General features: G+C 64.3%; 20 protein-coding genes. 11 read left to right on the top strand and 9 right to left on the bottom strand.

Going from position 1 to position 20,547, the window contains the following annotated elements; all coding sequences use genetic code 11:
* Nucleotides 1-145: 145 nt before the first annotated feature.
* The 3 genes from FEZ61_RS02135 to FEZ61_RS02125 all read right to left on the bottom strand — a co-directional run bounded on the left by FEZ61_RS02135 (nt 146) and on the right by FEZ61_RS02125 (nt 2,949).
* Nucleotides 146-616 carry an MEKHLA domain-containing protein gene (locus FEZ61_RS02135; RefSeq protein ID WP_173146979.1) on the bottom strand — a complete coding sequence of 157 codons (471 nt, stop codon included), beginning with the start codon at nt 614-616 and terminating at the stop codon, nt 146-148.
* A gap of 104 nt (nt 617-720) precedes the next feature.
* A complete protein-coding gene (locus tag FEZ61_RS02130; protein ID WP_160923060.1) occupies nt 721-1,842 on the bottom strand; it encodes a YncE family protein in 1,122 nt (373 codons plus the stop codon).
* Nucleotides 1,843-1,944: 102 nt separating this feature from the next.
* Nucleotides 1,945-2,949, bottom strand: coding sequence for a ribonuclease Z (locus tag FEZ61_RS02125; RefSeq protein ID WP_173146977.1), 1,005 nt, complete (start codon nt 2,947-2,949; stop codon nt 1,945-1,947).
* 186 nt (nt 2,950-3,135) lie between these two features.
* On the opposite strand from FEZ61_RS02125, the gene FEZ61_RS02120 reads away from it, so the two are divergent.
* On the top strand, nt 3,136-4,380 hold the full coding sequence (locus FEZ61_RS02120; RefSeq protein WP_173146975.1) for an acyl-CoA dehydrogenase family protein: 1,245 nt from the start codon (nt 3,136-3,138) through the stop codon (nt 4,378-4,380).
* A gap of 67 nt (nt 4,381-4,447) precedes the next feature.
* Here the strand turns inward: FEZ61_RS02120 and FEZ61_RS02115 are convergent, their stop codons facing one another.
* The gene (locus tag FEZ61_RS02115; RefSeq protein WP_173146973.1) at nt 4,448-5,764 is read right to left on the bottom strand and encodes a PAS domain-containing methyl-accepting chemotaxis protein; all 1,317 of its coding nucleotides are present in this window, start codon (nt 5,762-5,764) and stop codon (nt 4,448-4,450) included.
* Between the two features lie 211 nt (nt 5,765-5,975).
* Here FEZ61_RS02115 and FEZ61_RS02110 point away from each other — a divergent pair, with 211 nt between their 5' ends.
* The 4 genes from FEZ61_RS02110 to FEZ61_RS02095 all read left to right on the top strand — a co-directional run bounded on the left by FEZ61_RS02110 (nt 5,976) and on the right by FEZ61_RS02095 (nt 9,577).
* On the top strand, nt 5,976-7,142 hold the full coding sequence (locus FEZ61_RS02110; protein WP_173146971.1) for an acyl-CoA dehydrogenase family protein: 1,167 nt from the start codon (nt 5,976-5,978) through the stop codon (nt 7,140-7,142).
* A gap of 10 nt (nt 7,143-7,152) precedes the next feature.
* Nucleotides 7,153-8,238: a sigma-54 dependent transcriptional regulator gene (locus FEZ61_RS02105; RefSeq protein ID WP_173146969.1), complete on the top strand. Its 1,086-nt coding sequence runs from the start codon at nt 7,153-7,155 to the stop codon at nt 8,236-8,238.
* A gap of 77 nt (nt 8,239-8,315) precedes the next feature.
* The gene (locus FEZ61_RS02100; RefSeq protein WP_173146967.1) at nt 8,316-9,176 is read left to right on the top strand and encodes a pirin family protein; all 861 of its coding nucleotides are present in this window, start codon (nt 8,316-8,318) and stop codon (nt 9,174-9,176) included.
* Nucleotides 9,177-9,235: 59 nt separating this feature from the next.
* Nucleotides 9,236-9,577, top strand: coding sequence for an FKBP-type peptidyl-prolyl cis-trans isomerase (locus FEZ61_RS02095; protein ID WP_007162786.1), 342 nt, complete (start codon nt 9,236-9,238; stop codon nt 9,575-9,577).
* 13 nt (nt 9,578-9,590) lie between these two features.
* Here FEZ61_RS02095 and FEZ61_RS02090 read toward each other — a convergent pair whose 3' ends face one another.
* Both FEZ61_RS02090 and FEZ61_RS02085 read right to left on the bottom strand, forming a co-directional pair.
* The gene (locus FEZ61_RS02090) at nt 9,591-9,779 is read right to left on the bottom strand and encodes a hypothetical protein (protein WP_064307195.1); all 189 of its coding nucleotides are present in this window, start codon (nt 9,777-9,779) and stop codon (nt 9,591-9,593) included.
* Between the two features lie 224 nt (nt 9,780-10,003).
* A complete protein-coding gene (locus tag FEZ61_RS02085) occupies nt 10,004-12,697 on the bottom strand; it encodes a cellulase family glycosylhydrolase (RefSeq protein ID WP_173146965.1) in 2,694 nt (897 codons plus the stop codon).
* A 443-nt stretch (nt 12,698-13,140) separates the two neighbouring features.
* Between FEZ61_RS02085 and xth the strand changes: the two genes are divergently transcribed.
* The gene (xth, locus tag FEZ61_RS02080) at nt 13,141-13,929 is read left to right on the top strand and encodes an exodeoxyribonuclease III (protein ID WP_173146963.1); all 789 of its coding nucleotides are present in this window, start codon (nt 13,141-13,143) and stop codon (nt 13,927-13,929) included.
* A gap of 6 nt (nt 13,930-13,935) precedes the next feature.
* On the opposite strand, the gene FEZ61_RS02075 is transcribed toward xth, so the two are convergent.
* Entirely contained in the window at nt 13,936-14,328 is a 393-nt protein-coding gene (locus FEZ61_RS02075; RefSeq protein ID WP_017640340.1) for a hypothetical protein, read from the bottom strand.
* Between the two features lie 252 nt (nt 14,329-14,580).
* On the opposite strand from FEZ61_RS02075, the gene FEZ61_RS02070 reads away from it, so the two are divergent.
* Both FEZ61_RS02070 and rfbD read left to right on the top strand, forming a co-directional pair.
* Nucleotides 14,581-15,426: a sigma 54-interacting transcriptional regulator gene (locus FEZ61_RS02070; RefSeq protein WP_173146961.1), complete on the top strand. Its 846-nt coding sequence runs from the start codon at nt 14,581-14,583 to the stop codon at nt 15,424-15,426.
* A gap of 248 nt (nt 15,427-15,674) precedes the next feature.
* Complete coding sequence (rfbD, locus tag FEZ61_RS02065; protein ID WP_173146959.1) at nt 15,675-16,559, top strand: dTDP-4-dehydrorhamnose reductase; 885 nt, start codon at nt 15,675-15,677, stop codon at nt 16,557-16,559.
* Nucleotides 16,560-16,628: 69 nt separating this feature from the next.
* Here the strand turns inward: rfbD and FEZ61_RS02060 are convergent, their stop codons facing one another.
* Nucleotides 16,629-18,197, bottom strand: coding sequence for a catalase (locus FEZ61_RS02060; protein WP_173146957.1), 1,569 nt, complete (start codon nt 18,195-18,197; stop codon nt 16,629-16,631).
* Nucleotides 18,198-18,457: 260 nt separating this feature from the next.
* Between FEZ61_RS02060 and FEZ61_RS02055 the strand changes: the two genes are divergently transcribed.
* Together FEZ61_RS02055 and FEZ61_RS02050 are read left to right on the top strand one after the other, a co-directional pair.
* On the top strand, nt 18,458-18,718 hold the full coding sequence (locus FEZ61_RS02055) for a hypothetical protein (protein ID WP_017640336.1): 261 nt from the start codon (nt 18,458-18,460) through the stop codon (nt 18,716-18,718).
* 88 nt (nt 18,719-18,806) lie between these two features.
* Nucleotides 18,807-19,013, top strand: coding sequence for a carbon storage regulator (locus tag FEZ61_RS02050; RefSeq protein WP_068384886.1), 207 nt, complete (start codon nt 18,807-18,809; stop codon nt 19,011-19,013).
* A gap of 21 nt (nt 19,014-19,034) precedes the next feature.
* Here the strand turns inward: FEZ61_RS02050 and FEZ61_RS02045 are convergent, their stop codons facing one another.
* Nucleotides 19,035-19,505, bottom strand: coding sequence for a hypothetical protein (locus tag FEZ61_RS02045; protein WP_173146955.1), 471 nt, complete (start codon nt 19,503-19,505; stop codon nt 19,035-19,037).
* Between the two features lie 577 nt (nt 19,506-20,082).
* On the opposite strand from FEZ61_RS02045, the gene FEZ61_RS02040 reads away from it, so the two are divergent.
* Entirely contained in the window at nt 20,083-20,367 is a 285-nt protein-coding gene (locus FEZ61_RS02040) for a hypothetical protein (RefSeq protein WP_173146953.1), read from the top strand.
* Nucleotides 20,368-20,547: the final 180 nt, after the last annotated feature.

Raw genomic sequence — 20,547 nt, 5'->3', positions numbered from 1 at the left:
GCGTTAGCGAAGCCCAACAGAGCCTAGCTTAGTGCGGATCCTGTTGGGCTTCGACGATGGAGCCGTCTCAATCGACCTACAAGCATTATGGCCAAAGAGTCATCGTAGGTTGGGTTGAGCGCAGCGAAGCCCAACGATCTCCCTCTCACTCCAGCTGACCAACCCGCTGCGGATCCGGCCAGAACAACGCCGCCTGCCCTAACCGCTGTCCGTCGACATCGAGCAGATTCCAAACCACGCCGGCATGGATCTGGAAGGCCTCACCGTCTCGATCGACCCGCCAGCCTTCATAGCCACTGGCATAACCCTGGCGCCCCACCGCCTCCATCAGGCGCTGACGCTCGTCTCGGTCCTTGGGCGAGGCGCTGAAGCGCGACGGCATGCCGAGAAACTCGGCGCGGGGATAGCCGAAGCGGCACAAGGCCTGGTAGTTGGCATAGCAGAACAGCGGATCGCTTTCGGTGCCGTGGGCCAGCAGGGCATAGGGCGCCCTTTCGTGCAGCCACGTCAGAACGTCGGCCTGAGACAGGCCGGCAGGCCGCGGCAGCGGTTGGCCGAGCCAGTAGTGGTAGGAGGCGTCCAGCAGTGGAAGCAAACTGAGATCGGTAGCGGACAAACCGGTAGCTCCTTGGCGAGGGATCACCATTCAAGAGCAACCCGGCGGGCTTGGGAAGCCCAGGGCCACCGCGGCAGGACGCCACGGCAGCCCGCAGGCGCGGTTTACTTCACCGCGGTCAGGTCGATGCGCACCACGCTTTCCGGCGCGGTGTTCATGTATTCCTTGTCGAAGGGCGTCTTCACCGTCGCATACAGCGTCTGGCCATCCGGACTCACCAGCAGGCTGTTGGGATTGGGCTTGAGGTCGTAGGCCTTCTTCTCGGCGTAGGTGGTGGCGTCCAAGATCAGCAGCCGACCGGTCTCGCGCTGAGTGATGTACAGCTCGTTACGCGTGGTATTGAGCTTGATGGCCAGGGCATCGCCCACCGGCAGGCGCTTGATCACCTTGCCGCTGCGGATATCGAAGACCAGCACGGTCTTGGCTTCGGAATTGTCGGTGACGAACAACTGGTGGTTCGCGCGATCCTCGGCCAGATTCAGCAGCAGGTACTTGCCGCCATCGCCCGGGGTCCAGCGGTGCTCGATCTTGCGGGTACGCGGATTGATCACCAGCACTTCCCCGCTGCCATTGGCCGCATAGAGACGCCCGGTATCCTCGGAGTACAGCAGGCCGGTCACCCACTTGCCGGCATTGGGAATGCGCGCCTTGAGGGTCAGGGTCTTGGCGTCCACCACCCAGATCACGCCCGGATCGCCAACGCCGCCGACATACAGCAGACCGTCATGCAGGATGACCTGGCGCGGATTGACCGGATGGCCGTCGCGGCCCATCTCGTTGAATTTCAGGCGCTTCTCCACCTTGCCGGTGCGCAGGTCGATGCGGCTCAGACCACCATCCAGGGAGTTGGTGACGAACAGCGTCTCACCACTGGCGTCGGTGGTCAGGGCGAAATTCTTCAGATCGGTGTGGATCTGCCCGGTGATGGCCAGGGTCGCCGGGTCCAGCTGATAGATCACCCCGCCGGTGACGCCCTTGGTCAGTTGGGCGGTCGCAGCATAGACCGACTGCTTGGCCGGACTGTAGGCCAGTTCATAGACGCCGTAACCCAGCTCGATGCGCTTGAGCTCGGCGGGCGCCTGGGGCGCGGCTGGTTGCGCAGCCACGGGAGCCGGCGCGGGTGGCGGTGGCGTCGGTGCCTCCGGGCGATTGGAACAGGCGGCCACTGCCAGGGACAGTAGCGCCATGGCGCCCAGCGTCGAGACCTTGTTGAAAGACACCGCCATTTGCTTCTCCTAGGGACGAGGTACGAGAGATCAGGACAATCCTGAAATGATAAACGTTCGCACTATGCCCAAGGAGAACAGGTCAGACAAGGCCGAAAAATTTCAGCCTCTCACCTGATACGGGTCGTCATCCCCTGCCCCTCCGCTCTGGCCCAGGGTTTTCAGTCGTCCCTGACGATCCAGGCGAAAGCGCGAGAAATCCTCCGCCAGGTGCAGGTCGCCGCTATAGCAAGCCGCCGCCTCCTGGCGCAGCTCCTCGATGGAGGGCGAACGCCCCACAGCGGCCTGGTAGCGCGGACTGAAATGGGTGAGCAGCAAGGCGGGTAGCCCCTGCGCCTCGGCAAAGCGAGCGACCCCGGCCGCACTGCTGTGGCCCCAGCTCTGCCCGGTCTTGTCGATCTGCGCCTGGGCGTAGGTGGCTTCATGGACCAGCACCTGAGCGCCCCGGCAGGCCTCCGCCAGCAGCGCAGGATCGTCATTGTCCCCCGCCACCACCAGCCGCCGCTCCCCATGGGCCGCCTGCAGGAAGTCGGCGCTGCGCAGCAAGCGGCCCTCGTGCGGCACATCCTCGCCTCCATGCAATCTTCCCCAGAGTGGGCCGCGCGGTACCTGGGCAGCCGCCAGGGCTGCCGGATCCAGCCGTTGCGGTCGGCGGGTCTCGCGGAAGCGAAAGGCGTGGCTGGGCACCCGATGGGAAAGCGCGAAGGCGTCGATATCCCAGGCGCCCACGGCAAGCCCGGTGAAACCTTCCAGGGCATGGAACTGCAACTCGAAGGGCAGGTGCAGCGCGGTCAGGGCCTGGGTAGCGGCCAGCCAGTCCTGTACCGCCTGGGGCGCGATCAGCACCAGCGGCTGGCTGCGTCCGGTCATGGCGGCGCTGGCCAGCAGCCCCGGCAGGCCATAGCAGTGGTCGCCGTGCACATGGGTGATGCAGATGGCACGCAGGTCCGCCGCCGACAGCGGCGTGCGCAGCAGCTGGTGCTGGGTGGCCTCGCCACAATCGACGAGAAACCAGCCCTTGCCCTGGTCCTCGATCATGGCAAGGGCCGAGACATTGCGCCGCCGGGTCGGCACCCCGGCCGAGGTGCCGAGAAACAAGAGGTCCATGGAGGCTCCAGGCAAAAGACCAGTCTAGCGTGGCTGCCCCGCTGTCGCCCGAGCAACAGCGGCCGGGCACTCCTGCTGCCGGCCAGGCAGGCCAGGCCCGGCAAACGCCGAGAACGCGGGCTTTTTCGCCCTGGCAACGCTCTTGCAAAGCCTCTGGCGTCGCCCCTACATCCGCCGAGGACCACCATGAATCTGCCCATTAGCCACCTGCCGCCTGCCCGCACGGAAAGCCCGGACTACGAACAACTGGCTGCCCGCTTCCGCCCGATCTTTACCCGCATCGCCGAGGGTGCCCTGGAGCGCGAACGCAACCGCAACCTGCCCTATGCCCCCATCGCCTGGCTCAAGGAGGCCGGCCTCGGTGCCGTGCGGGTGCCCGTGGCATTCGGTGGCGCCGGCGCCAGCCTGCCGCAACTGGTCCAACTGCTGATCGAGCTGGCGGCTGCCGACAGCAATTTGCCCCAGGCCCTGCGCGGCCACTTCGCCTTTGTCGAGGACCGCCTCAACGCCCATGCCAGCACCTCCCAGCAGGTCTGGTTCGAGCGCTTTGTCGCCGGCGACCTGGTGGGCAACGCCTGGACAGAGATCGGCACGGTCAAGCTTGGCGAGGTCATCACCCGGGTCAGCCGTAAGGACGGCGAGTGGCGTCTCAACGGCACCAAGTACTACAGCACCGGCAGCCTGTTCGCCGACTGGATCGACGTCTACGCCCAGCGTGACGACACCGGCGGGGACGTCATCGCCGCCATTCGCACCGACCAACCGGGCGTGCGTCAGTCCGACGACTGGGACGGCTTCGGCCAGCGCACCACGGCCAGCGGCACCTCGGTGTTCGAGGATGTCGTCGTGGAACCCGACAACCTCATCGACTTCGCTACCCGCTTCAAGTACCAGACCGCCTTCTACCAGTTGGTGCTGCTGGCGGTGATCACCGGCAGCGGCCAGGCGGCCGTGCGCGAATTCGCCGGTGAAGTGCGCGGTCGTACCCGGGTATACAGCCACGGCAATGCCAGCGCGGCCAGTGCCGACCCTCAGGTGCAACAGGTGGTCGGCAAGGCCTCGGCCTTCGTCTATGCCGCCGAGGCGGCGACCCTGGCAGCCGCCGTTGCGGCCCAGGCCGCCTTCGAGGCCCGCTATGCCGGGGATGCCGCCGCCGAGCACGACGCCAACGTGGCGGCGGAACTGGAATCGGCCCAGGCGCAATCGGCGGTCGCCGAGCTGGTGCTGCGCGCCACCAGCGATCTGTTCAATGCCCTGGGCGCCTCGGCCACCAGCACCCGCAAGGGACTCGATCGCCATTGGCGCAACGCCCGCACCGCCGCCTCGCACAATCCGCTGATCTACAAGGAGCGCATCGTCGGCGTCTGGGAGATCGAGGGCAGCGAACCGCCCTTCGTCTGGCAGATCGGCGGCGGCAGCAAGCAGGGCTGACGTCGAGTGACCACCTGAATGCACAACGGCAACCCCAAGGTTGCCGTTGTGCATTCAGCGTGCTGGATCAGTTCGACAGCTGGCGGGCGAAGCGTCCCACGGCCCCAACCACCCGCTGGGCGCCGTCCTGGATCTCCACGATCACCTGCCCGGCCTGCCCGGCCAGTTCCAGACCCTGCTCGGCCTGGCGCCGGCCATTCTCGATCACTGTCACCGCTTCGCCGGCCAGTTGCTGGTTCTGCTGCACCACCCCGACGATCTCCTCGGTCGCCTTGCTGGTGCGCGAGGCCAGTTGCCTGACCTCGTCGGCCACCACGGCGAAGCCGCGGCCCTGCTCGCCGGCCCGGGCCGCTTCGATGGCCGCGTTGAGTGCCAGCAGGTTGGTCTGCTCGGCGATGCCGCTGATGGTCTTGATAATGGTGCCGATCACCTGGGACTGGTTATCCAGCGCCTCGATGCCCTTCACCGCCTCCTGCATCTGGGTAGCCAGGGCACGCATGACGTCCACCGTCTGCTGCGCCACTGCCGCGCCTTTACGGGCGGTGTCATCGGTATGCCGGGAAGTCTCGAAGGCCACGCTGGCGGCTTCGGACACCGCCTGTTCCTGCTGGACCTGATCGGTGATCACGGTGGCGAACTTGACCACCTTGTACAGCCGGTCATGGGCATCGATCACCGGGTTGTAGGAGGCTTCCAGCCAGACATCGCGGCCCTGGGCATCCAGGCGCTTGAAGCGATCCACGACGAATTCGCCGCGACGCAGGCGCGCCCAGAATTGCTCGTAGGCCTCGGAATTGGCCTCGGCCGGCTCGCAGAACAGCCGGTGGTGCTTGCCCTTGATCTGCGCCAGGGAATAACCCATGGCCTGCAGGAATCTGTCGTTGGCATCGAGCACCTCGCCCTGGAGGTTGAACTCGATGACCGCCGTGGAACGGCGCAGCGCCTTGAGCAGGCTTTCGTGCTCGCGCGAGGTCTCGATGGTTCGCGTCAGGTTGTTGCAGAACAGTCGGAAGCGCGTCACCTGGCCCTGGCTGTCATGGAAGGGGTGCAGGATGCCGCGCAACCAGGCTTCCTGACCGTCGCCACGCAAAAGATGCAGGGCACCGCTGTAGGGCTCACCGCGGCTCAGGGCCTGCTGCAGTCGGCGGCTGTATTCCTGGTTGCGGACGTGCGCCGGAATGAGCTCCGCCAGGGGGCGTCCCAGCAAATCCGCAGCGCGCACGCCCATCTCCTTTTCGAAGTTGGCGTTCACCGCGGAGATACACCCGCGGCCATCCAATTCCAAGCCCAGCATTTCCACGTCGAGCTCGGCCTTCAGCCGCTTGAAGGAGTCCACCTGCTCGCGGAGGCGCTGCAGTTCTTGTTTTAGGCCTTTGTTGAACATGACACGCCCCTGCTTGGGAGATTAAGTTACCGCTGTATCGACCGGGATTAGTCAGGCCTTTAATGCCGACAGCAGGACAATGACCAGACGTCCGGAATGAAAGATGGATGGCGGCGGGCCATTAACTAATAACAAAAAAATATTTCAACTCAGGGTTTGGCCGGCATTACGTTCTAACGCCTGTCTGCTCTCTCCACCGCAAGAGTCTTCCATGTCCGATTCCCTGCTGGACCCCCTCACTCCCCTGCTGGAGCGCTTCGCCGCCACCGCGGCGGAACGCGATCGTCAGGGCGGCACGCCCAAGGCCGAGCGCAATGCCCTGCGCCAGAGCGGCCTCCTGGCCCTGAGCATTCCCACGGAACTGGGCGGCCTCGGCGCCTCCTGGGATCAGACGCTGGAGGCGGTGCGGCGACTGGCCCGGGTCGACAGCTCGCTGGCCCACGTCTTCGGTTTCCATCACCTGCTGCTGGCCACCGCCCAGCTGTTCGGTCAGCCTGCGCAGTGGCGACCCTGGCTGGAGGGCACCGCGCGCGATGGCCTGTTCTGGGGCAATGCCCTCAATCCCCTGGATCGCCGTACCCTCGCCCGCCGCAGCGGCGATGCCTGGCGGGTGGATGGCCAGAAGAGTTTTTGCAGTGGCGCCCTGGATTCGGATCTGTTGCTGCTTTCCGCGCTGGAAAACGATGACAGCGGACGCCTGCTGATCGCCGTGGTACCCACCGGCCGTACCGGCATCCAGCTGTTCGACGACTGGGACAACAACGGCCAGCGCCAGACCGACAGCGGCAGCGCGCGCTTCGACGGGGTACGGGTCGAACACCAGGAATGGCTGCTCGACCCCGGCCCGCTGAGCACCCCCTTCGCCTGCCTGCGCCCGCTGCTGGCCCAGCTGATCTTCGCCAACATCTTTCTCGGCCTGGCCGAAGGCGCCTTCGCCGAGGCGCGCCGCTACACCACCACCCTGGCACGTCCCTGGTTCAAGTCCCCCGCCGCCAGCGCCAGCGAAGACCCCTACATCCTGCGCCACTACGGAGAATTCTGGGTGGCCCTGGAAAGCAGCCGGCTGCTGGTGGAGCGCGCCAACGGCGCCTTCGCCCAGGCCTGGCAGCAGGGCCCGGCACTGACCGCCGCGGCACGGGGCGAACTGGCCATCGCCATCGCCACGGCCAAGGTCGCCGCCAGTCGTCACGGCCTCGATATCGCCAGCCGCCTGTTCGAGGTCGGCGGGGCCCGCGCCACCGCCGGTGCCCTGCGCCTGGATCGCTACTGGCGCAACCTGCGCACCCAGACCCTGCACGATCCGGTCGATTACAAGCTGCACGAGCTGGGCGACTGGGCCCTCAACGACACCCTGCCCACCCCCAGTTTCTACTCCTGAGGAGCCCGCGATGACCCTGCTGACCCTGACGCGCACACCCGAGGTGCCCCGCTACCGGGCAACGGCCCAGGTGTTCGCCGATCCCAAGTCGCGCGACCTGCTCGCCCACCTGGAAAAGATCGCCCCGAGCGACGCCAGTGTGCTGGTGATCGGCGAAACCGGTACCGGCAAGGAACTGATCGCCCGGCATATCCATGCGCTCAGTCACCGCCATGCCGGCCCCTTCGTCGCCGTCAACTGCGGCGCCTTCGCCGAGAGCCTGGTCGAGGCGGAGTTGTTCGGTCATGAAAAGGGCGCCTTCACCGGCGCCCTGGCCGCGCGCGCCGGCTGGTTCGAGGAGGCCAACGGCGGCACCCTGTTTCTCGACGAGATCGGCGACCTGCCGCTGTCGGTGCAGGTAAAGCTGCTGCGCGTCCTGCAGGAGCGCGAGGTGGTGCGACTCGGCTCTCGCCGCAGCGTGCCGCTGAACGTGCGGATCATCGCCGCCACCAACGTCCCGCTGGAGCGGGCGGTGGCCGAAGGCACCTTTCGCGAAGACCTCTGGTACCGCCTCAATGTGGTCAGCCTGCCGCTGTTGCCGCTGCGCCAGCGCCAGGGCGATATCCTGCCGCTGGCCCGCCACTTCCTCCACGCCTATGCCCAGGCGCCGGTCGCCCTGACCCCGGCGGCGGAGCGACGTCTGCTGGAGCACCCCTGGCCGGGCAATATCCGCGAACTGGAAAACACCCTGCAGCACGCCCTGCTGCTCAAGCCCCAGGGCCTGCTGGATGCCGGTGACCTGTCGTTCGTCCAGCGTCCCAGCCTGGTCCCGGCGGCGCCGCGCCCGACTGAGGCGGCGCCGGTGGACAGCCTCCTGACCAACGCCTTCGCCCAGTTGTTCGAAGAGCAACCGGAGGCCCTGCACGAGCGCGTCGAAGATGCCCTGGTCCGCGCCGCCTACCGCTTCTGCCATCGCAACCAGGTCCACACCGCCCGCCTGCTGGGGCTGAGCCGCAACGTCACCCGTGCCCACCTGATCCGTATCGGCGAACTGGTGGTCAATCACCGCCGACCGCTCGCGCCTCGGCCGGAACGCGAGGTCCGCTTCTCCATCTGAAGGGGGGGCGTACCCGGCGGGGTACCGACAGGCCACGGGGCGCCTTACACTGGGGTTTTGTTCCGCGAGGCCTCCGCATGACCGCCCGTACCCTGCTGCACCGCCATCCCGCCCGGCGTGACGACATCGGCGACCTCCAGACCCGGCGGCCGCTACCCGGCCCCGGCCTGCCGCATCTGGACCCCTTCCTGTTCCTCAATCACCACGGTCCCCAGGTCTATCCGCCGCACAATGCCGGTCTGCCCTTTGGTCCTCATCCCCATCGCGGCTTCGAGACGGTGACCTTCATCCTCTCCGGTTCGCTGGCCCATCGTGATAGCGGCGGCCATGAGAGCGTCATCGAAGCCGGGGGCATCCAGTGGATGACCGCGGGCAGCGGCCTGGTGCATGCCGAACTCTCGCCCGCCGCCTTCAAGCGCGACGGCGGCGACCTGGAGATCCTCCAGCTGTGGGTCAATCTCCCCGCCCGCCTCAAGTTCACCCCGCCGGCCTACCACGGCGTTTCCGCCGCGGACCTGCCCCTGATCGAGGTCGATAGCGGCCGGGTACGCCTGCACCTGGCATCGGGTAGCCATGAGGGTATCCAGGGTGCCGTGGCCACCCCGACCCCCATCACCCTGATGACCGTCGAGATCGCCCCGGGTGGCCGCGTCGCCCTGCCCGCCCCGGCCGGCAACTCGGTGTTCTGCTATGGCGTGCGCGGCACCGTGCAGATCGCCGGCCAGGACGAAGCGCCGTGGCAGCTGTTCGAATTCGCCGATGATGGCGACCAGGTCGAAGTCGCCAGTCGCGACGGTGCGGTACTGCTCTATGGGCATGCGGCACCCTTTGCCGAACCCATCGTCGCCCACGGCCCCTTCGTCATGAACAGCGCCGAGGAGATCCGTCAGGCGATCCGCGACTACCAGGCCGGCCTGTTCGGTGACGTACCGGAGTGAGTCGCCCCGCCAGGACGCCGCGCCCAGGCTAGAATCCGGCTTTTGCCTGGAGCATGGCGATGAGTGACGAATTGCGGATCGAGGATCTGGTGGTAGGCGACGGCAAGGCGGTGGTCAAGGGCGCCCTGATCACCACCCACTACGAGGGCTGGCTGGACGACGGCACCCTGTTCGATTCCTCCCGCGCCAAGGGACGGCCCTTCCAGTGCGTCATCGGCACTGGCCGGGTGATCAAGGGCTGGGATCAGGGCCTGATGGGCATGCGGGTCGGCGGCAAGCGGCGCCTGGAGGTGCCGGCCGCCCTCGCCTATGGTGAACGCCAGGTTGGTGCGCTGATCAAGCCACATGCCAACCTGACCTTTGAAATCGAATTGCTAGAAGTCCTGACGCGAGACGATTGAGGGCTGGCCGACTCTAGCTCGGCGTCTTGGTATTGCGGCGCACCAGCTCGAGCTGGGCTTCGAGCACGCTCAGCCGGGCGAACTGGCGGGTGTAGATGACGAATTGCTCCTGAAAGCTCTGCCGGCTCCGGGCAAGGTCCTGTCGATGACTGCGGATCTGCTCTTCGAGAGTCTGCAGCCGCTCCTGGGTGGTTTGCGTCATGGCACCTACTCCTTGTGCTTGGGGTGTCAAATGGACTCTAACCGTGCCCTGACAAGTCAAGCTATAGCCGTTCGTCGTCCCTCAAACCGCCGCCACAGAGCCGTTTCGTCTCGCGAATGCGTCCTGGCCAGGCATGAAAGCCGGGTCTTTCCTTACCGAGCGGTCAAGAAAAAAGGCGACGAACCCCGGGAGGTTCGCCGCCTTCAGGACAGCCGCAGCGAAAACTAGCGCGGGCCTACCGCCGTGCAGCTGTTGCTGGCGTCGACGTATTTCTTCAGGGTCGGCCACTGCGGCCGCTCCACGCCATTGACCGGCTCCACCGCCAGCGCGGAAGCGCCCCAGCCCGGACCGGCCGCCCAGTAGGTCAGCGGCATGCAGTTCTGCTGCAGATAGGCCAGCATATTGTCGGTGGCGGTCAGCCAGCGGCTGTCGCCTGCGGGTACGCCGAACTCGGCAATCATGCCCCGCTTGCCGTTGCGCTTGAGCCATTCGACGAAGGGCTTGACCCGATTGACCCCGATCTGCGGATCGACGGTGCTCGGATTCTGGGTGGCATAGGTGCCACTGCCGTCCTCGTCGAGGTAGACGTTGGCCGCGTAGACGATGTTGTTGGCCGGATCCTTCAGATTGAGCAAGGCATTGCTCACCCCGGGCCAGTTGGCCGCGCTACCCCAGGCATTGCCCTGGACGATCACCGGGTGGGTGCGGTCCATGGTGCGGACGCCGTCGATGCCGGACTGGGCCGTCACCGGCCAGCTGCTGTCGGCGCCATTGGGCTTGCCCATGATGTCATAGCCATAGAGCGCGGCATGGTTGCCCCACTGGTAGGCCAGGCGGTACATCAGATCCCAGTAGTTGAAGTTGGTGACGGTACCGGTGCCGATCAGGGTGCCCTTGTAGCGGCCGCCGTTGTCCAGGGCCAGGATCACCTTCATGTTGTATTTCTTGGCCAGCTCCAGCACCTGGGTGACCTGCTGGGTGTAGGCCCCTTCCAGGCTACCGAAGAAGCGGGTCTGCAAGCGCTCCCAGATCACCGGGAAGCGGATCAGCCGCACGCCCTTGGCGCTCCACTGCTGGAAGTTGGCCTCGCCCGGCATGATGTAGTTGACGTTGAGAACCCCGGGCAGCGTCTGAGGTGCAAAGGCGGCACCCGAGAAATTCAGCCCCACCAGATTGAGCTTGGCGCTGTTGGCGGGCGTGCCGGTCGATGCCGTGGGTGTGGCCGTCGAACCGGTGGCGGGCGTAGTGGCACCCGAGGAGCCCGTGCTGCCGCTGCCGGTCGCAGGCTTCACCTCGGCCACTGGCGTCGTCACGGCCGGCGCCGCACCGCCCGAACTGCTGCCCGAACTGGCGCTGCCGGTACTGCCGGTACTGCCGGTGCTGCCCGTCGAGCCCGTCGTGGTCCCGGGCACCGTCGTCGACGTGCCGGAGGTGGTGGTCCCGGTCTTCAGGGTCTTGGGATAGCCGTAGGCATTGCCATCGAGCTGCGGACTCTCGATGAAGACACTCATGTTGCTGCCGACGACCTGGGCATAGGTCACCTTGTAGCTCTTGCCATCGGCCGGCGTGATCTGCGCGCCCACCTTGAAGGCGCCCACGTTGGCCGCCGACGCCGGAATGGAGAAGCCGGCCGCCTTGCGATAGACGCCGTGCAGCCAGTCCTCGTTGGTGAAATCGTTGATCGAGGTGGTTACCCCGGTCGTGGTCGAGCCGCCGGTGTTGCCGGTGCCCGCGGAGGCGCCGGTGCCCGAGCTGCCACCGCTGTTCGAGCCGGTATTGCCGCTGGTGGAGCCACCGCTGCCGCCGGTGGCACCAGTGCCGCCACCCGTGGCCCCGGTGCCGCTGGCCGGGGTGCTGCCGGTACTGCTGGCGAAGGGACCGATGGCGGTGCAGCTGCTGTCATCGATGTACTTGCGCAGGGTCGGCCACTGCGGCCGGTCGACGCCATTGATCGGCTCCACCGACAGGAAATAGTTGCCCCAGCCCGGGCCGGCGGCCCAGTAGGTGGCGGGAATGCAGTTCTGCTTGAGATAGGCCAGCATCCGGTCCATCAACGGCAGCCAACGGGGATCGTTATCCGGCACGCCGAACTCACCGATCATGCCCTTCTTCCTGTTCTTCTTCAGCCACTCGACGAACGGCCGAACACGCTCCACGCCGTAATCCTGGCTCAGCTTGCCGACATCAATCCCGGTGTAGTTGCCGCCGGCGCTCTCGTCGAAATAGGAATGCGCCTGGAAGATCAGGTTATCGGACGGATCCTTGAGCGCCAGCAGGGAGTCGTTCCACAGCGGCCAGCGGGTCGCCTCCGACCAGCCATTGCCCTCGATCATGATGGGCTTGGTCTTGTCGACCGCACGGACCCCGTTGATGCCGTACTGGGCGGCGATCGGCCACTGGGCCATGGAGTCGTGGGGCTCGTTCATGATGTCGTAGGCATAGAGCGAGGATTGGCTGCTCCAGCGCTGCGCGATCCGGGTCATGATCTCCTGATAGCGGTCGTAGGGAACCGCCGCGCTGCCGATCACCGATCCGCGATAGAAGGTGTAATTGTGCAGATCGAGGATGATGCGCATGCCGTACTTCTGCGCATTGGCGAAGGTCTGGTCCACCAGCGCCGCATAGGTCGGGTCCAACGGACCGCCCAGCACGGGTTGCAGGCGCTCCCAGATGATCGGGAAGCGAATCAGCTTGATGCCCTTGCCGCTCCACTGCTTGAAGTAGGCTTCGACGGGAAAGATGTAGTGGGTACCGTTGACACCCGGTAGTACCTGTCCGGCGAAACCGGCACCGGACAGATTGAGGCCCACCAGATTGACCTGATCGGCCTTGGCACCGGCAGCCAGGGTCAGGGCGGCAACGAAGGGCAGCACCCGGGCTGCCCTGCGGGAAAACTTCAGGAAGGATGGATTCATCATCACCAACTGCGCTAAATCGACAGCGCGCTCCCTGAACACTGGCCGATATGAAGTGAGAGAAGAGTCGCGCGCAGGAAATTTGGCACGACGTTGCCTCCAGGCAGGTTGACCTATACAAGCCACATGCCAACTTCATCAGCAATTATGATGGCCACTATTTAGACATCACGGCAGAATAATAAAAGCCTTTGTTTTTATTAAATTTTTTAAAATTTCCGCTCATCGAATCAGACGAGTGAATCCATTCACCTCTGTTTTCCCAGCATCACACTCCCGCCCGCCGTCAAATTTACTTCCGCCATATTGGAACAACCGCCAAAAAGTTCCCTAAGGTGCCAAAAAAAGTAAGTCACAAATTAATGCGAAGCTGATCACATAATGGTGCAAGAGGAACTGGCTACATCAACCCCGGGTCATGGCTATAACCGACTCAGGAGCGACCCATGACCGCCCTCACCCTTGCCACCTATAACGTCAATGGCATCCGCGCTCGGCTGCCCATCCTCTTGCAGTGGCTGGAGCGGGAGCAGCCCGACATCGTCTGCCTGCAGGAACTGAAGGCCAAGTCCGCCGACTTTCCCCAGGCGGAGCTGGAAGCGGCGGGCTACGGTGCGCTATGGGATGGACAGCCGTCCTGGAATGGGGTCGCTATCCTGGCGCGGGGCGACCAGCCCCTGGAGATTCGGCGCGGCCTGCCGGGACTGGCCGACGATCCGCAACGCCGCTATCTGGAAGCGGCGGTCAAGGGCGTGGTCGTCGCCAGCCTCTATCTGCCCAACGGCAACCCCTGGCCTGGTCCTAAATTCGACTACAAACTGGCCTGGTTCGAGCGCTTCATCGACCACGCTCAGAGTCTGTTGGAGAGTGGTCATCCGGTAGTGCTGGCCGGGGACTACAACGTGGTGCCGACCGACCATGACATCTACGATCCGAAGTCCTGGCACAAGGACGCCCTGCTGCAACCCGAGAGCCGTGCCTGTTTCGAACGCCTATTGCGTCAAGGCTGGCTGGATGCCCTCCGGGCCTGCCATCCGGACGAGGCGATCTACACCTACTGGGACTATTTTCGCCAACGCTGGCAGCGCAACGCCGGCCTGCGCATCGATCATCTGTTGCTGAGTCCGGCACTGCAGGATTCCTTGCAGGAAGCGGGCGTGCATCGCTGGGTACGCGGCCTGGAAAAGACCAGCGACCACGCCCCCACCTGGATTCGCTTCAAGGCCCCTGCCTGAGCGCGCTCAGGCGTCGCGCAGCAGATCGTTGGCATTGAGCAGCGCGAAGAGGACTTCCGGACGCTGGTTAAGACCACGGCGCACCGCCGCCGGTATCGACTGATGGAGCTTGCGGCACAGTCCCGGTCGCGGCTGCAATTCGATCAGCATGCCACGGGCGCTGCGTACCTCTCCGGGTCCCGGCCCGATCTCCAGGCGGATGCCAAGCTGTTCCTGCAGGCGCTGCTGCAGTCGCTCCAGCTCAGCTACGCTGGCGATGTTTTCCAGCCGTTCCAGTAGCCGCTGCTCTTCCTGGCGATTGAGCAACAGCGCTCGGGCATCACCGGCGGGGTCCGCCAGAATGGCGTCACGCTCGCAGGTGCAGACACCAGGTGGACAGGGAGCACGCAGGGAAGCCATCTGACCTCGATTCCTCTTCTTCAGGGGCAACAGGAATAGGCCCGTGGCTCCACCCTAGCGATAGTGGCAGCGGTCACGCAATGCAGCCTTGTTGGAAGAGGCAATTGCCGGTCTTCAGCAGACCTTCAGGTCACTACCCGGACTCCCAGGGCTGCGATCAATTCATACCCGATCCGTATAGATAACCAAACGAGCTAAAGGCACATCTAAAGCTTATTTTTTGGCATAACAACTACCACGTAGGATGATGCTTTGACTGCCTACGACCTCACCATGCCTACGCTCTCGTCCGATCTGCTGATCGTCCCTGCGGATCAGCAAAGTACCCTGACCATCCGCGCCAAGGCACTGGCTTTCGCCGATCCCCGCTCCCGACAGCTGCTCGAACAACTGGACGAGTGGGCACCCTTGCCAGGCCCTGTCGTACTGTCAGGCGAATGGGGAACCGGGCGCGAGCTACTGGCGCGTCGGTTGCACGAACGCAGCGGCCGAAGCGGCCTGTTCAGCAGCCTGAATTGCGCCTCGCTCAGTCGCCGACATGGCGCTGCCGAATTGTTTGGCTATGTCCCCCGGGCCTATGCCGGCACCTCTGGCAGCCGCCTGGGCTGGTTCGGCACCGCTCACGAGGGCAGCCTCTATCTCGACGAAATCGCCGACCTGCCTGGCGCGTTGCAGGAAGAGCTGGTGGAGGTCCTGCTGGACGGGAGCATCCTGCGCCTGGGCAGTAGCTTACGCACAGCCGTGGATGTCCGCCTGATCGCCGGCTCCAGCGTCGACCTGGCACAGGCGGTTCAGGCGGGTAACTTCTCTGCTCGCCTCTGGGCGCTGCTTGCGCCAGGTCTGGTGGCCGTCCCGCCACTCCGCGAGCGCCCGGCCGATCTGCTACCGCTGGCCCGGTATTTCCTCCAGCAGCACGCAGACCGCCTCGACCGCAGGGCGCCTGAGCTGACGACCCAGGACCAGGCTGCGTTGATCGCCTATCCCTGGCCGGGAAACATCCGCGAACTTGAACAGGTTCTCCATACCGCGCTGTTGACTGCCTCGACGTCAGGACTCCAGCTTGGCAAGCTGCTGCCACTGTCCATGGTACCCCGCTGAACTCTGCCGACAGACGGCAGTCCTAGCCGCGTACCCTTTTCGAGTCCCAGCATGACCATCCTGTCCATCCTGTCGATGCCCACTCCGCCATAGCCAGCGGCTGCCATCTTTCCCAGGAAAGATGACCGGAATCCTCGTTTTGTCGCCTCGCGCGGCAGACGTTGACTCGTGTGGGAAAAGCCCAGGGCTTTTCAGGAATCGACCGACAGGACGTACGTCTTCCGCTGAAGACGTTCAGGCATGCTTTCATGAATATTGTGATCACTGGCCGTTCCGGCCAAGTTTCGCGCGCCTTGCAGCGCGAGTTCGGCAGCACCCATCAATTGACCGTACTGGGTCAGACGGACCTCGACCTCGCCCAGACTGAGCAACTGCGCGCGGCCTTCGACCAGCTGGCACCCGACCTCATTCTCAACGCCGCCGCCTATACCGCGGTGGATCAGGCCGAAGAAGACGTCGAGCGTGCCGAGGCCATCAATGCCCGGGCGCCGCAGATTCTGGCCGAGCTGGCGCGCGAACGGGATATCCCTTTCGTGCACTACTCATCCGACTATGTCTTCGATGGCAGACGCCGCCAGCCTTACACCGAGAGCTGCATCCCAGCGCCTCTCAGTGTCTATGGCCGCTCCAAGCTGGCGGGCGAGCAAGGGGTGCTGGCGGCAGGGGGTCGCGCCCTGGTGTTGCGCACCTCCTGGGTCTACTCCCATGACGGCCAATGCTTCTTCAACACCATGCGCCAACTGCTGGCCGAGCGCGACGAATTGCATGTGGTGGAGGATCAGCTCGGCGCCCCCACCTGGGCCCCTACCATCGCCACGGCCACTCGCCAACTGGTCGAACGACTGCTGACGCACGACGACGTCGGTGGCCTCTATCACCTGACCAATGCGGGTCAGACCTCCTGGTACGGCTTCGCCGCCGCCATTGCCGAACGCCTGGATCAACGCGGCGAGCTGCGCGCGCGTCTCTATCCCACCACGACCGAACATTACCCCACGCCGGCGACGCGACCGCTTTACTCCTGTCTCGACTGCAGCAAGGTCGAGGCGGTCCTGCCAAGCGCCCTGCCGGACTGGCAGGCCGACTTCGACCGCTGCTGGGCGCGGTTAGAAAGCGATAGAACGCTGAATTGAGCGGGCCGGACCCCGGCGGCGCCTGTCCGCCGGGCCGCCTCGGTTTCAGCCGCAGGCGATGGCGCCCCCTCAACGGCTTTCCCGTTCCCCACCCTGGTAGGTGGCTTCCGCTACGTCCTCGTTGGGCGCAGGATGGCCCGGCAGATTCGGTAGCGCCTTGGCCCTTTCCAGGTCGATGCCGGCGCCCTGGGCCACCTGGGTGCCATAGTCCGGGTCGCAATGCCAGAAGTGCCAGACCATCCGCAGCTGGATGTCTTCGGGACAGGCCTGCATGTCGGCAACCAGATTGGCGATGAGATCGTCCCGTTCCCAATCTTCGAAGCTGCGATAGCGCGCGCCGGTCTGCTGGTAATCGGCAGCCGTCTTGCGAGATTGATAGCGCCCCAGATGGCCCTCGATCCACTGACGATACTCGTGCTGCGGCCGCGGCGCCTCGCGCAGGCCACCCTGGGAGCTGGGCTCGTAATTGACGTGGGGATTGCTCCCGCTGCGATCCACCTGCAGCGCCATCTGACCATCGCGCTGATTGGTGGCGTAGGGGCATTTGGGGGCATTGATCGGCAATTGCAGATAGTTGGCGCCGACCCGATAGCGCTGGGTATCGGAATAGGACAGGGTCCGCCCTTGCAGCATCTTGTCGTCGGAAAAGTCGATGCCCTCCACCAGCACCCCCGTGCCGAAGGCGGCCTGCTCGGTTTCGGCGAAGACGTTCGAGGGATTGCGATCCAGCACGAGCCGGCCCACCGGCAGCAGGGGAAATTGGTCCTCCGGCCAGCGCTTGGTGTCGTCCAGGGGATCGAAGGGCAATTCGTCGTGTGCCTCGTCCGTCATGATCTGCACGCACATCTCCCACTCGGGATGATCGCCGCGCTCGATGGCATCGTAGAGATCCCGACTGGCGTGGCCCACGTCGTACTTCTGGATCTCGGCTGCCTGCTCGCTGGTGAGATTCCTGATGCCCTGCTTGGGCTCGAAGGAAAACTTGCATAGCACCGCCACGCCCTGGTCGTTGACCAGCTTGTAGGTGTTCACGCTGGACCCCTGCATGTGCCGATAGTCCGCCGGGATGCCCCAGGGGCTCTTCACCCAGGTCACCATGTGCAGGGCTTCCGGGTGATGCTGGACGAAATCGTAGAAGCGCCAGGGCTCCTGGCGATTGGTGATGGGGTCGGGCTTGAAAGCATGGATCATGTCGGGAAACTTGATGGCGTCGCGAATGAAGAACACCTTCAGGTTGTTGCCCACCAGATCCCAGTTGCCGTCCTCGGTATAGAACTTGATCGCGAAGCCCCGCGGATCGCGCGCGGTCTCGGGCGACTCCTTGGCCCCGATGACGGTGGAAAATCTCAGAAAGACTGGCGTCTTCACCCCGGTTTTGGTCAGCACCTTGGCGCAGGTATAGCGGCTGGCGGGCTCGTCGCCGATGGTGCCATAGGCCTCGAACCAGCCATGGGCGGCGGTGCCCCGGGCATGCACCACCCGCTCGGGCACCCGCTCCCGATCGAAATGGGTGATCTTCTCGATGAACTGGTAGTTTTCCAGCGTGGCGGGGCCCCGCTCGCCCACGCTGCGCAGGCTTTGGTTGTCCCGTACCGGATGACCCTGGCGGGTCGTGAGAGTGATCTTGTCGTCGCTCATGGTGGTCTCCAGGCTAGTCACGTCGAACACTGCAGTGACCGGGCCTGTCCGCGGCAGTTGTCCGCCGTCAGACGAGCTGTCCGGAGACGAAACGGCGCCAGGGCCACTTGCGCTGACCATCCGGGGCTCTAGCCGCTACCTCTCGTCCGTTCGGCGGAAAAAATCGCTGATCGCGCTATCGATCCCATCCAGACTGTTCATCAGCAGTCGATAAGACTCACGGCGATACTCTCCAACAAGAACAGCAGCCGGAGCTTCCCATGCCAGAAGACTACGAAAGCGATCCGCACCCCTGCCCGAAACCGGCGGGGCACTCCGACTTCAACGAAATGGCTGCTGCCGTCGCCGCCGCCATTTCCGTCTGGGCGCTGACCACCCTGGTCGCCTTGCTCGCGGGTTATCACGGCAGCGGTCCGACCAATGCCATCAACCTGCTGGTGATCCTCGCAGGCGCTCTGGGGTTCGTTGGACGGCGCTGGCAACTGGGGCGTCGGTGTCGCTCCGTACAGCGCGCCAGATAGCCGGCGGAACCCAACAATCTGCCTACTGATTCTCACCGGAGGCGGAACTGGTTATCATCGCCGCCCTGAAATCAGGGCAGGGATGCTCATGTCTTATCTGGTCTTGACCCGTCGCACCGACGAAATCATCAATCTATCCCTGAAACCGGGAGCCGATGAAGAGCAGGTGCTGGATCTGCTGTTCAACGGCGGCATCAATATCCGCATTCTCAAGGTTCAGGGCGATCGCGTGCAGGTGGGCATTCAGGCCCCTGCCGACATCAGCATCATGCGCCAGGAGTTGCTGCCCTTCTGACTCGGCCGGTAGCTGGCGTAGCTACCGCGACCAGGGCGAATGGCGATTGCGCACGTACTCGAAGCGCCCGTCCAGCCCACGCCATTCCACCCCCTGCCAGAGCTCCGGTGCCAGCGTGCCTTCCGCCTGCAGATCCGCCCGGTAATGGGCGAAGAACGGTTGGCCATCGCGCAGCACGATGACGTTGTGGCGTTCTTCGATCTGGGCGATCAGATCCAGTACCGCTTCGGCCGAGCGCCCGCCGCTCAGGCAATAGCAACTCCCATACTGGTGAAGCATGCTTTCGAAGCGGTAACGATAGAGGGTGCAGCGATCGGTTTCGAGGTGAACGCTCTGCCCCTTGGCATCCTGCAGGGCATGATGAACGCAGTGATCGCAGTCTTCGAACTCCTGACGCGACTCCACCCACTCACCGAGAAACTGCTTCTTCCACCGCCACACCAGCAGCCCACGATCTTCAGGCCGTGAATACACGCTGACCTTGTAGAACATCGCTCGACTCCTCTTTTATTGTTATGCGCCGAAGTCACCTTCCAAGGTCTGCCGTTTGCCGCTCGCCCCTTGGGATCGCACGCGCTGTAGCGTACGTTTTCAGCATCGCTCCATTTGCCTGAGGCGTCCAGCCATTCCCAGGCGCCGGGCACTACCGCTCGACGGCGCGCAGTTTCGTCGACGCCATTGCGCTTGGCTGCCGAAAAAGTCGCGGCTTCGTCCAATTTCCATACAAGATGCAAGCGGCGGCACTTGCCGGATCAGCTGTTCCAGATCACGGCAAAACCCCACTCCAGAGCCGGATACAAGACAGGTACAGCTTTTCGTACCGCCTATCAGGCAACTCGATGTGGCCTGCTCAAGTTCTCTGCAGCGGACTAGTATTCAGCCAACATCGGCGCCTGGACCGATTCAAAGGCTCGCGTTAACAAGGACTTGGCAGGTCCTGACGTCATGCTGCCGACGCCAGACCGCGTTGCCGACGAGCAGTTGAAGAGGCGCTCCAGAGCGCTCGTCCTTTCGATAGTGATAAAGGCAAAGCTACTCGAAGAATCCCTTATCGACTCAAGGACTTTTTATGTCTGGTCTGGATAGCGACTTCAACGAAGCGCTTCATTACGCCATCAGAAACTGCCCTGCCCGTACGCCTGAGCAACGGGCCGCCATCGACCATGCCGAGAAGGTCATCCGCCAGGGGCCAGCCGCGCTCTCTCCGCTGGAGCGCAAGACCCTGGTCTTGGAACTGGGCTTCTGGCTGGACCGTTACCAGCGCCTGCAGGAATTCTCCGGCCAACGCCTGGTTGGTGCAGCGGCGGAGCCAAGCTGCTGCCTTGCGAACCAGGTCAGGGGCAAGGCTCGCTAGCCAAACGTCAGGCAATAAAAAACCCCGAGGTGCCTGGCACGCTCGGGGCTTCTGGATATGGCGGAGAGATAGGGACTCTACAAATCAATGCCGAAATCCCTTTAACTACCGTGGTTACTGGGCTTCCGCTACAGATTGGGTAGAATTTTTGGGTAGAATAGCTGGATAGAATCCTGAGTC

The organism is Pseudomonas sp. MS15a(2019) (genome assembly GCF_013277805.1).
In the GTDB taxonomy this organism is placed as follows: domain Bacteria; phylum Pseudomonadota; class Gammaproteobacteria; order Pseudomonadales; family Pseudomonadaceae; genus Chryseomonas; species Chryseomonas benzopyrenica.
Note: the sequence above shows the minus strand (reverse complement) of the source record. Positions and strands in the feature narration are given on the sequence as shown.

What these genes read in the sequence shown, in the direction of transcription:
- xth (WP_173146963.1), top strand. Translation starts at nt 13,141, where the DNA reads ATGACCGCCCTCACCCTTGCCACCTATAACGTCAATGGCATCCGCGCT.
- FEZ61_RS02055 (WP_017640336.1), top strand. Translation starts at nt 18,458, where the DNA reads ATGCCAGAAGACTACGAAAGCGATCCGCACCCCTGCCCGAAACCGGCG.
- FEZ61_RS02095 (WP_007162786.1), top strand. Translation starts at nt 9,236, where the DNA reads ATGAGTGACGAATTGCGGATCGAGGATCTGGTGGTAGGCGACGGCAAG.
- FEZ61_RS02045 (WP_173146955.1), bottom strand. Translation starts at nt 19,505, where the DNA reads ATGTTCTACAAGGTCAGCGTGTATTCACGGCCTGAAGATCGTGGGCTG.
- FEZ61_RS02050 (WP_068384886.1), top strand. Translation starts at nt 18,807, where the DNA reads ATGTCTTATCTGGTCTTGACCCGTCGCACCGACGAAATCATCAATCTA.
- FEZ61_RS02090 (WP_064307195.1), bottom strand. Translation starts at nt 9,779, where the DNA reads ATGACGCAAACCACCCAGGAGCGGCTGCAGACTCTCGAAGAGCAGATC.
- FEZ61_RS02110 (WP_173146971.1), top strand. Translation starts at nt 5,976, where the DNA reads ATGTCCGATTCCCTGCTGGACCCCCTCACTCCCCTGCTGGAGCGCTTC.
- FEZ61_RS02120 (WP_173146975.1), top strand. Translation starts at nt 3,136, where the DNA reads ATGAATCTGCCCATTAGCCACCTGCCGCCTGCCCGCACGGAAAGCCCG.
- FEZ61_RS02040 (WP_173146953.1), top strand. Translation starts at nt 20,083, where the DNA reads ATGTCTGGTCTGGATAGCGACTTCAACGAAGCGCTTCATTACGCCATC.
- FEZ61_RS02125 (WP_173146977.1), bottom strand. Translation starts at nt 2,949, where the DNA reads ATGGACCTCTTGTTTCTCGGCACCTCGGCCGGGGTGCCGACCCGGCGG.
- rfbD (WP_173146959.1), top strand. Translation starts at nt 15,675, where the DNA reads ATGAATATTGTGATCACTGGCCGTTCCGGCCAAGTTTCGCGCGCCTTG.
- FEZ61_RS02130 (WP_160923060.1), bottom strand. Translation starts at nt 1,842, where the DNA reads ATGGCGGTGTCTTTCAACAAGGTCTCGACGCTGGGCGCCATGGCGCTA.
- FEZ61_RS02100 (WP_173146967.1), top strand. Translation starts at nt 8,316, where the DNA reads ATGACCGCCCGTACCCTGCTGCACCGCCATCCCGCCCGGCGTGACGAC.
- FEZ61_RS02115 (WP_173146973.1), bottom strand. Translation starts at nt 5,764, where the DNA reads ATGTTCAACAAAGGCCTAAAACAAGAACTGCAGCGCCTCCGCGAGCAG.
- FEZ61_RS02060 (WP_173146957.1), bottom strand. Translation starts at nt 18,197, where the DNA reads ATGAGCGACGACAAGATCACTCTCACGACCCGCCAGGGTCATCCGGTA.
- FEZ61_RS02105 (WP_173146969.1), top strand. Translation starts at nt 7,153, where the DNA reads ATGACCCTGCTGACCCTGACGCGCACACCCGAGGTGCCCCGCTACCGG.
- FEZ61_RS02075 (WP_017640340.1), bottom strand. Translation starts at nt 14,328, where the DNA reads ATGGCTTCCCTGCGTGCTCCCTGTCCACCTGGTGTCTGCACCTGCGAG.
- FEZ61_RS02085 (WP_173146965.1), bottom strand. Translation starts at nt 12,697, where the DNA reads ATGATGAATCCATCCTTCCTGAAGTTTTCCCGCAGGGCAGCCCGGGTG.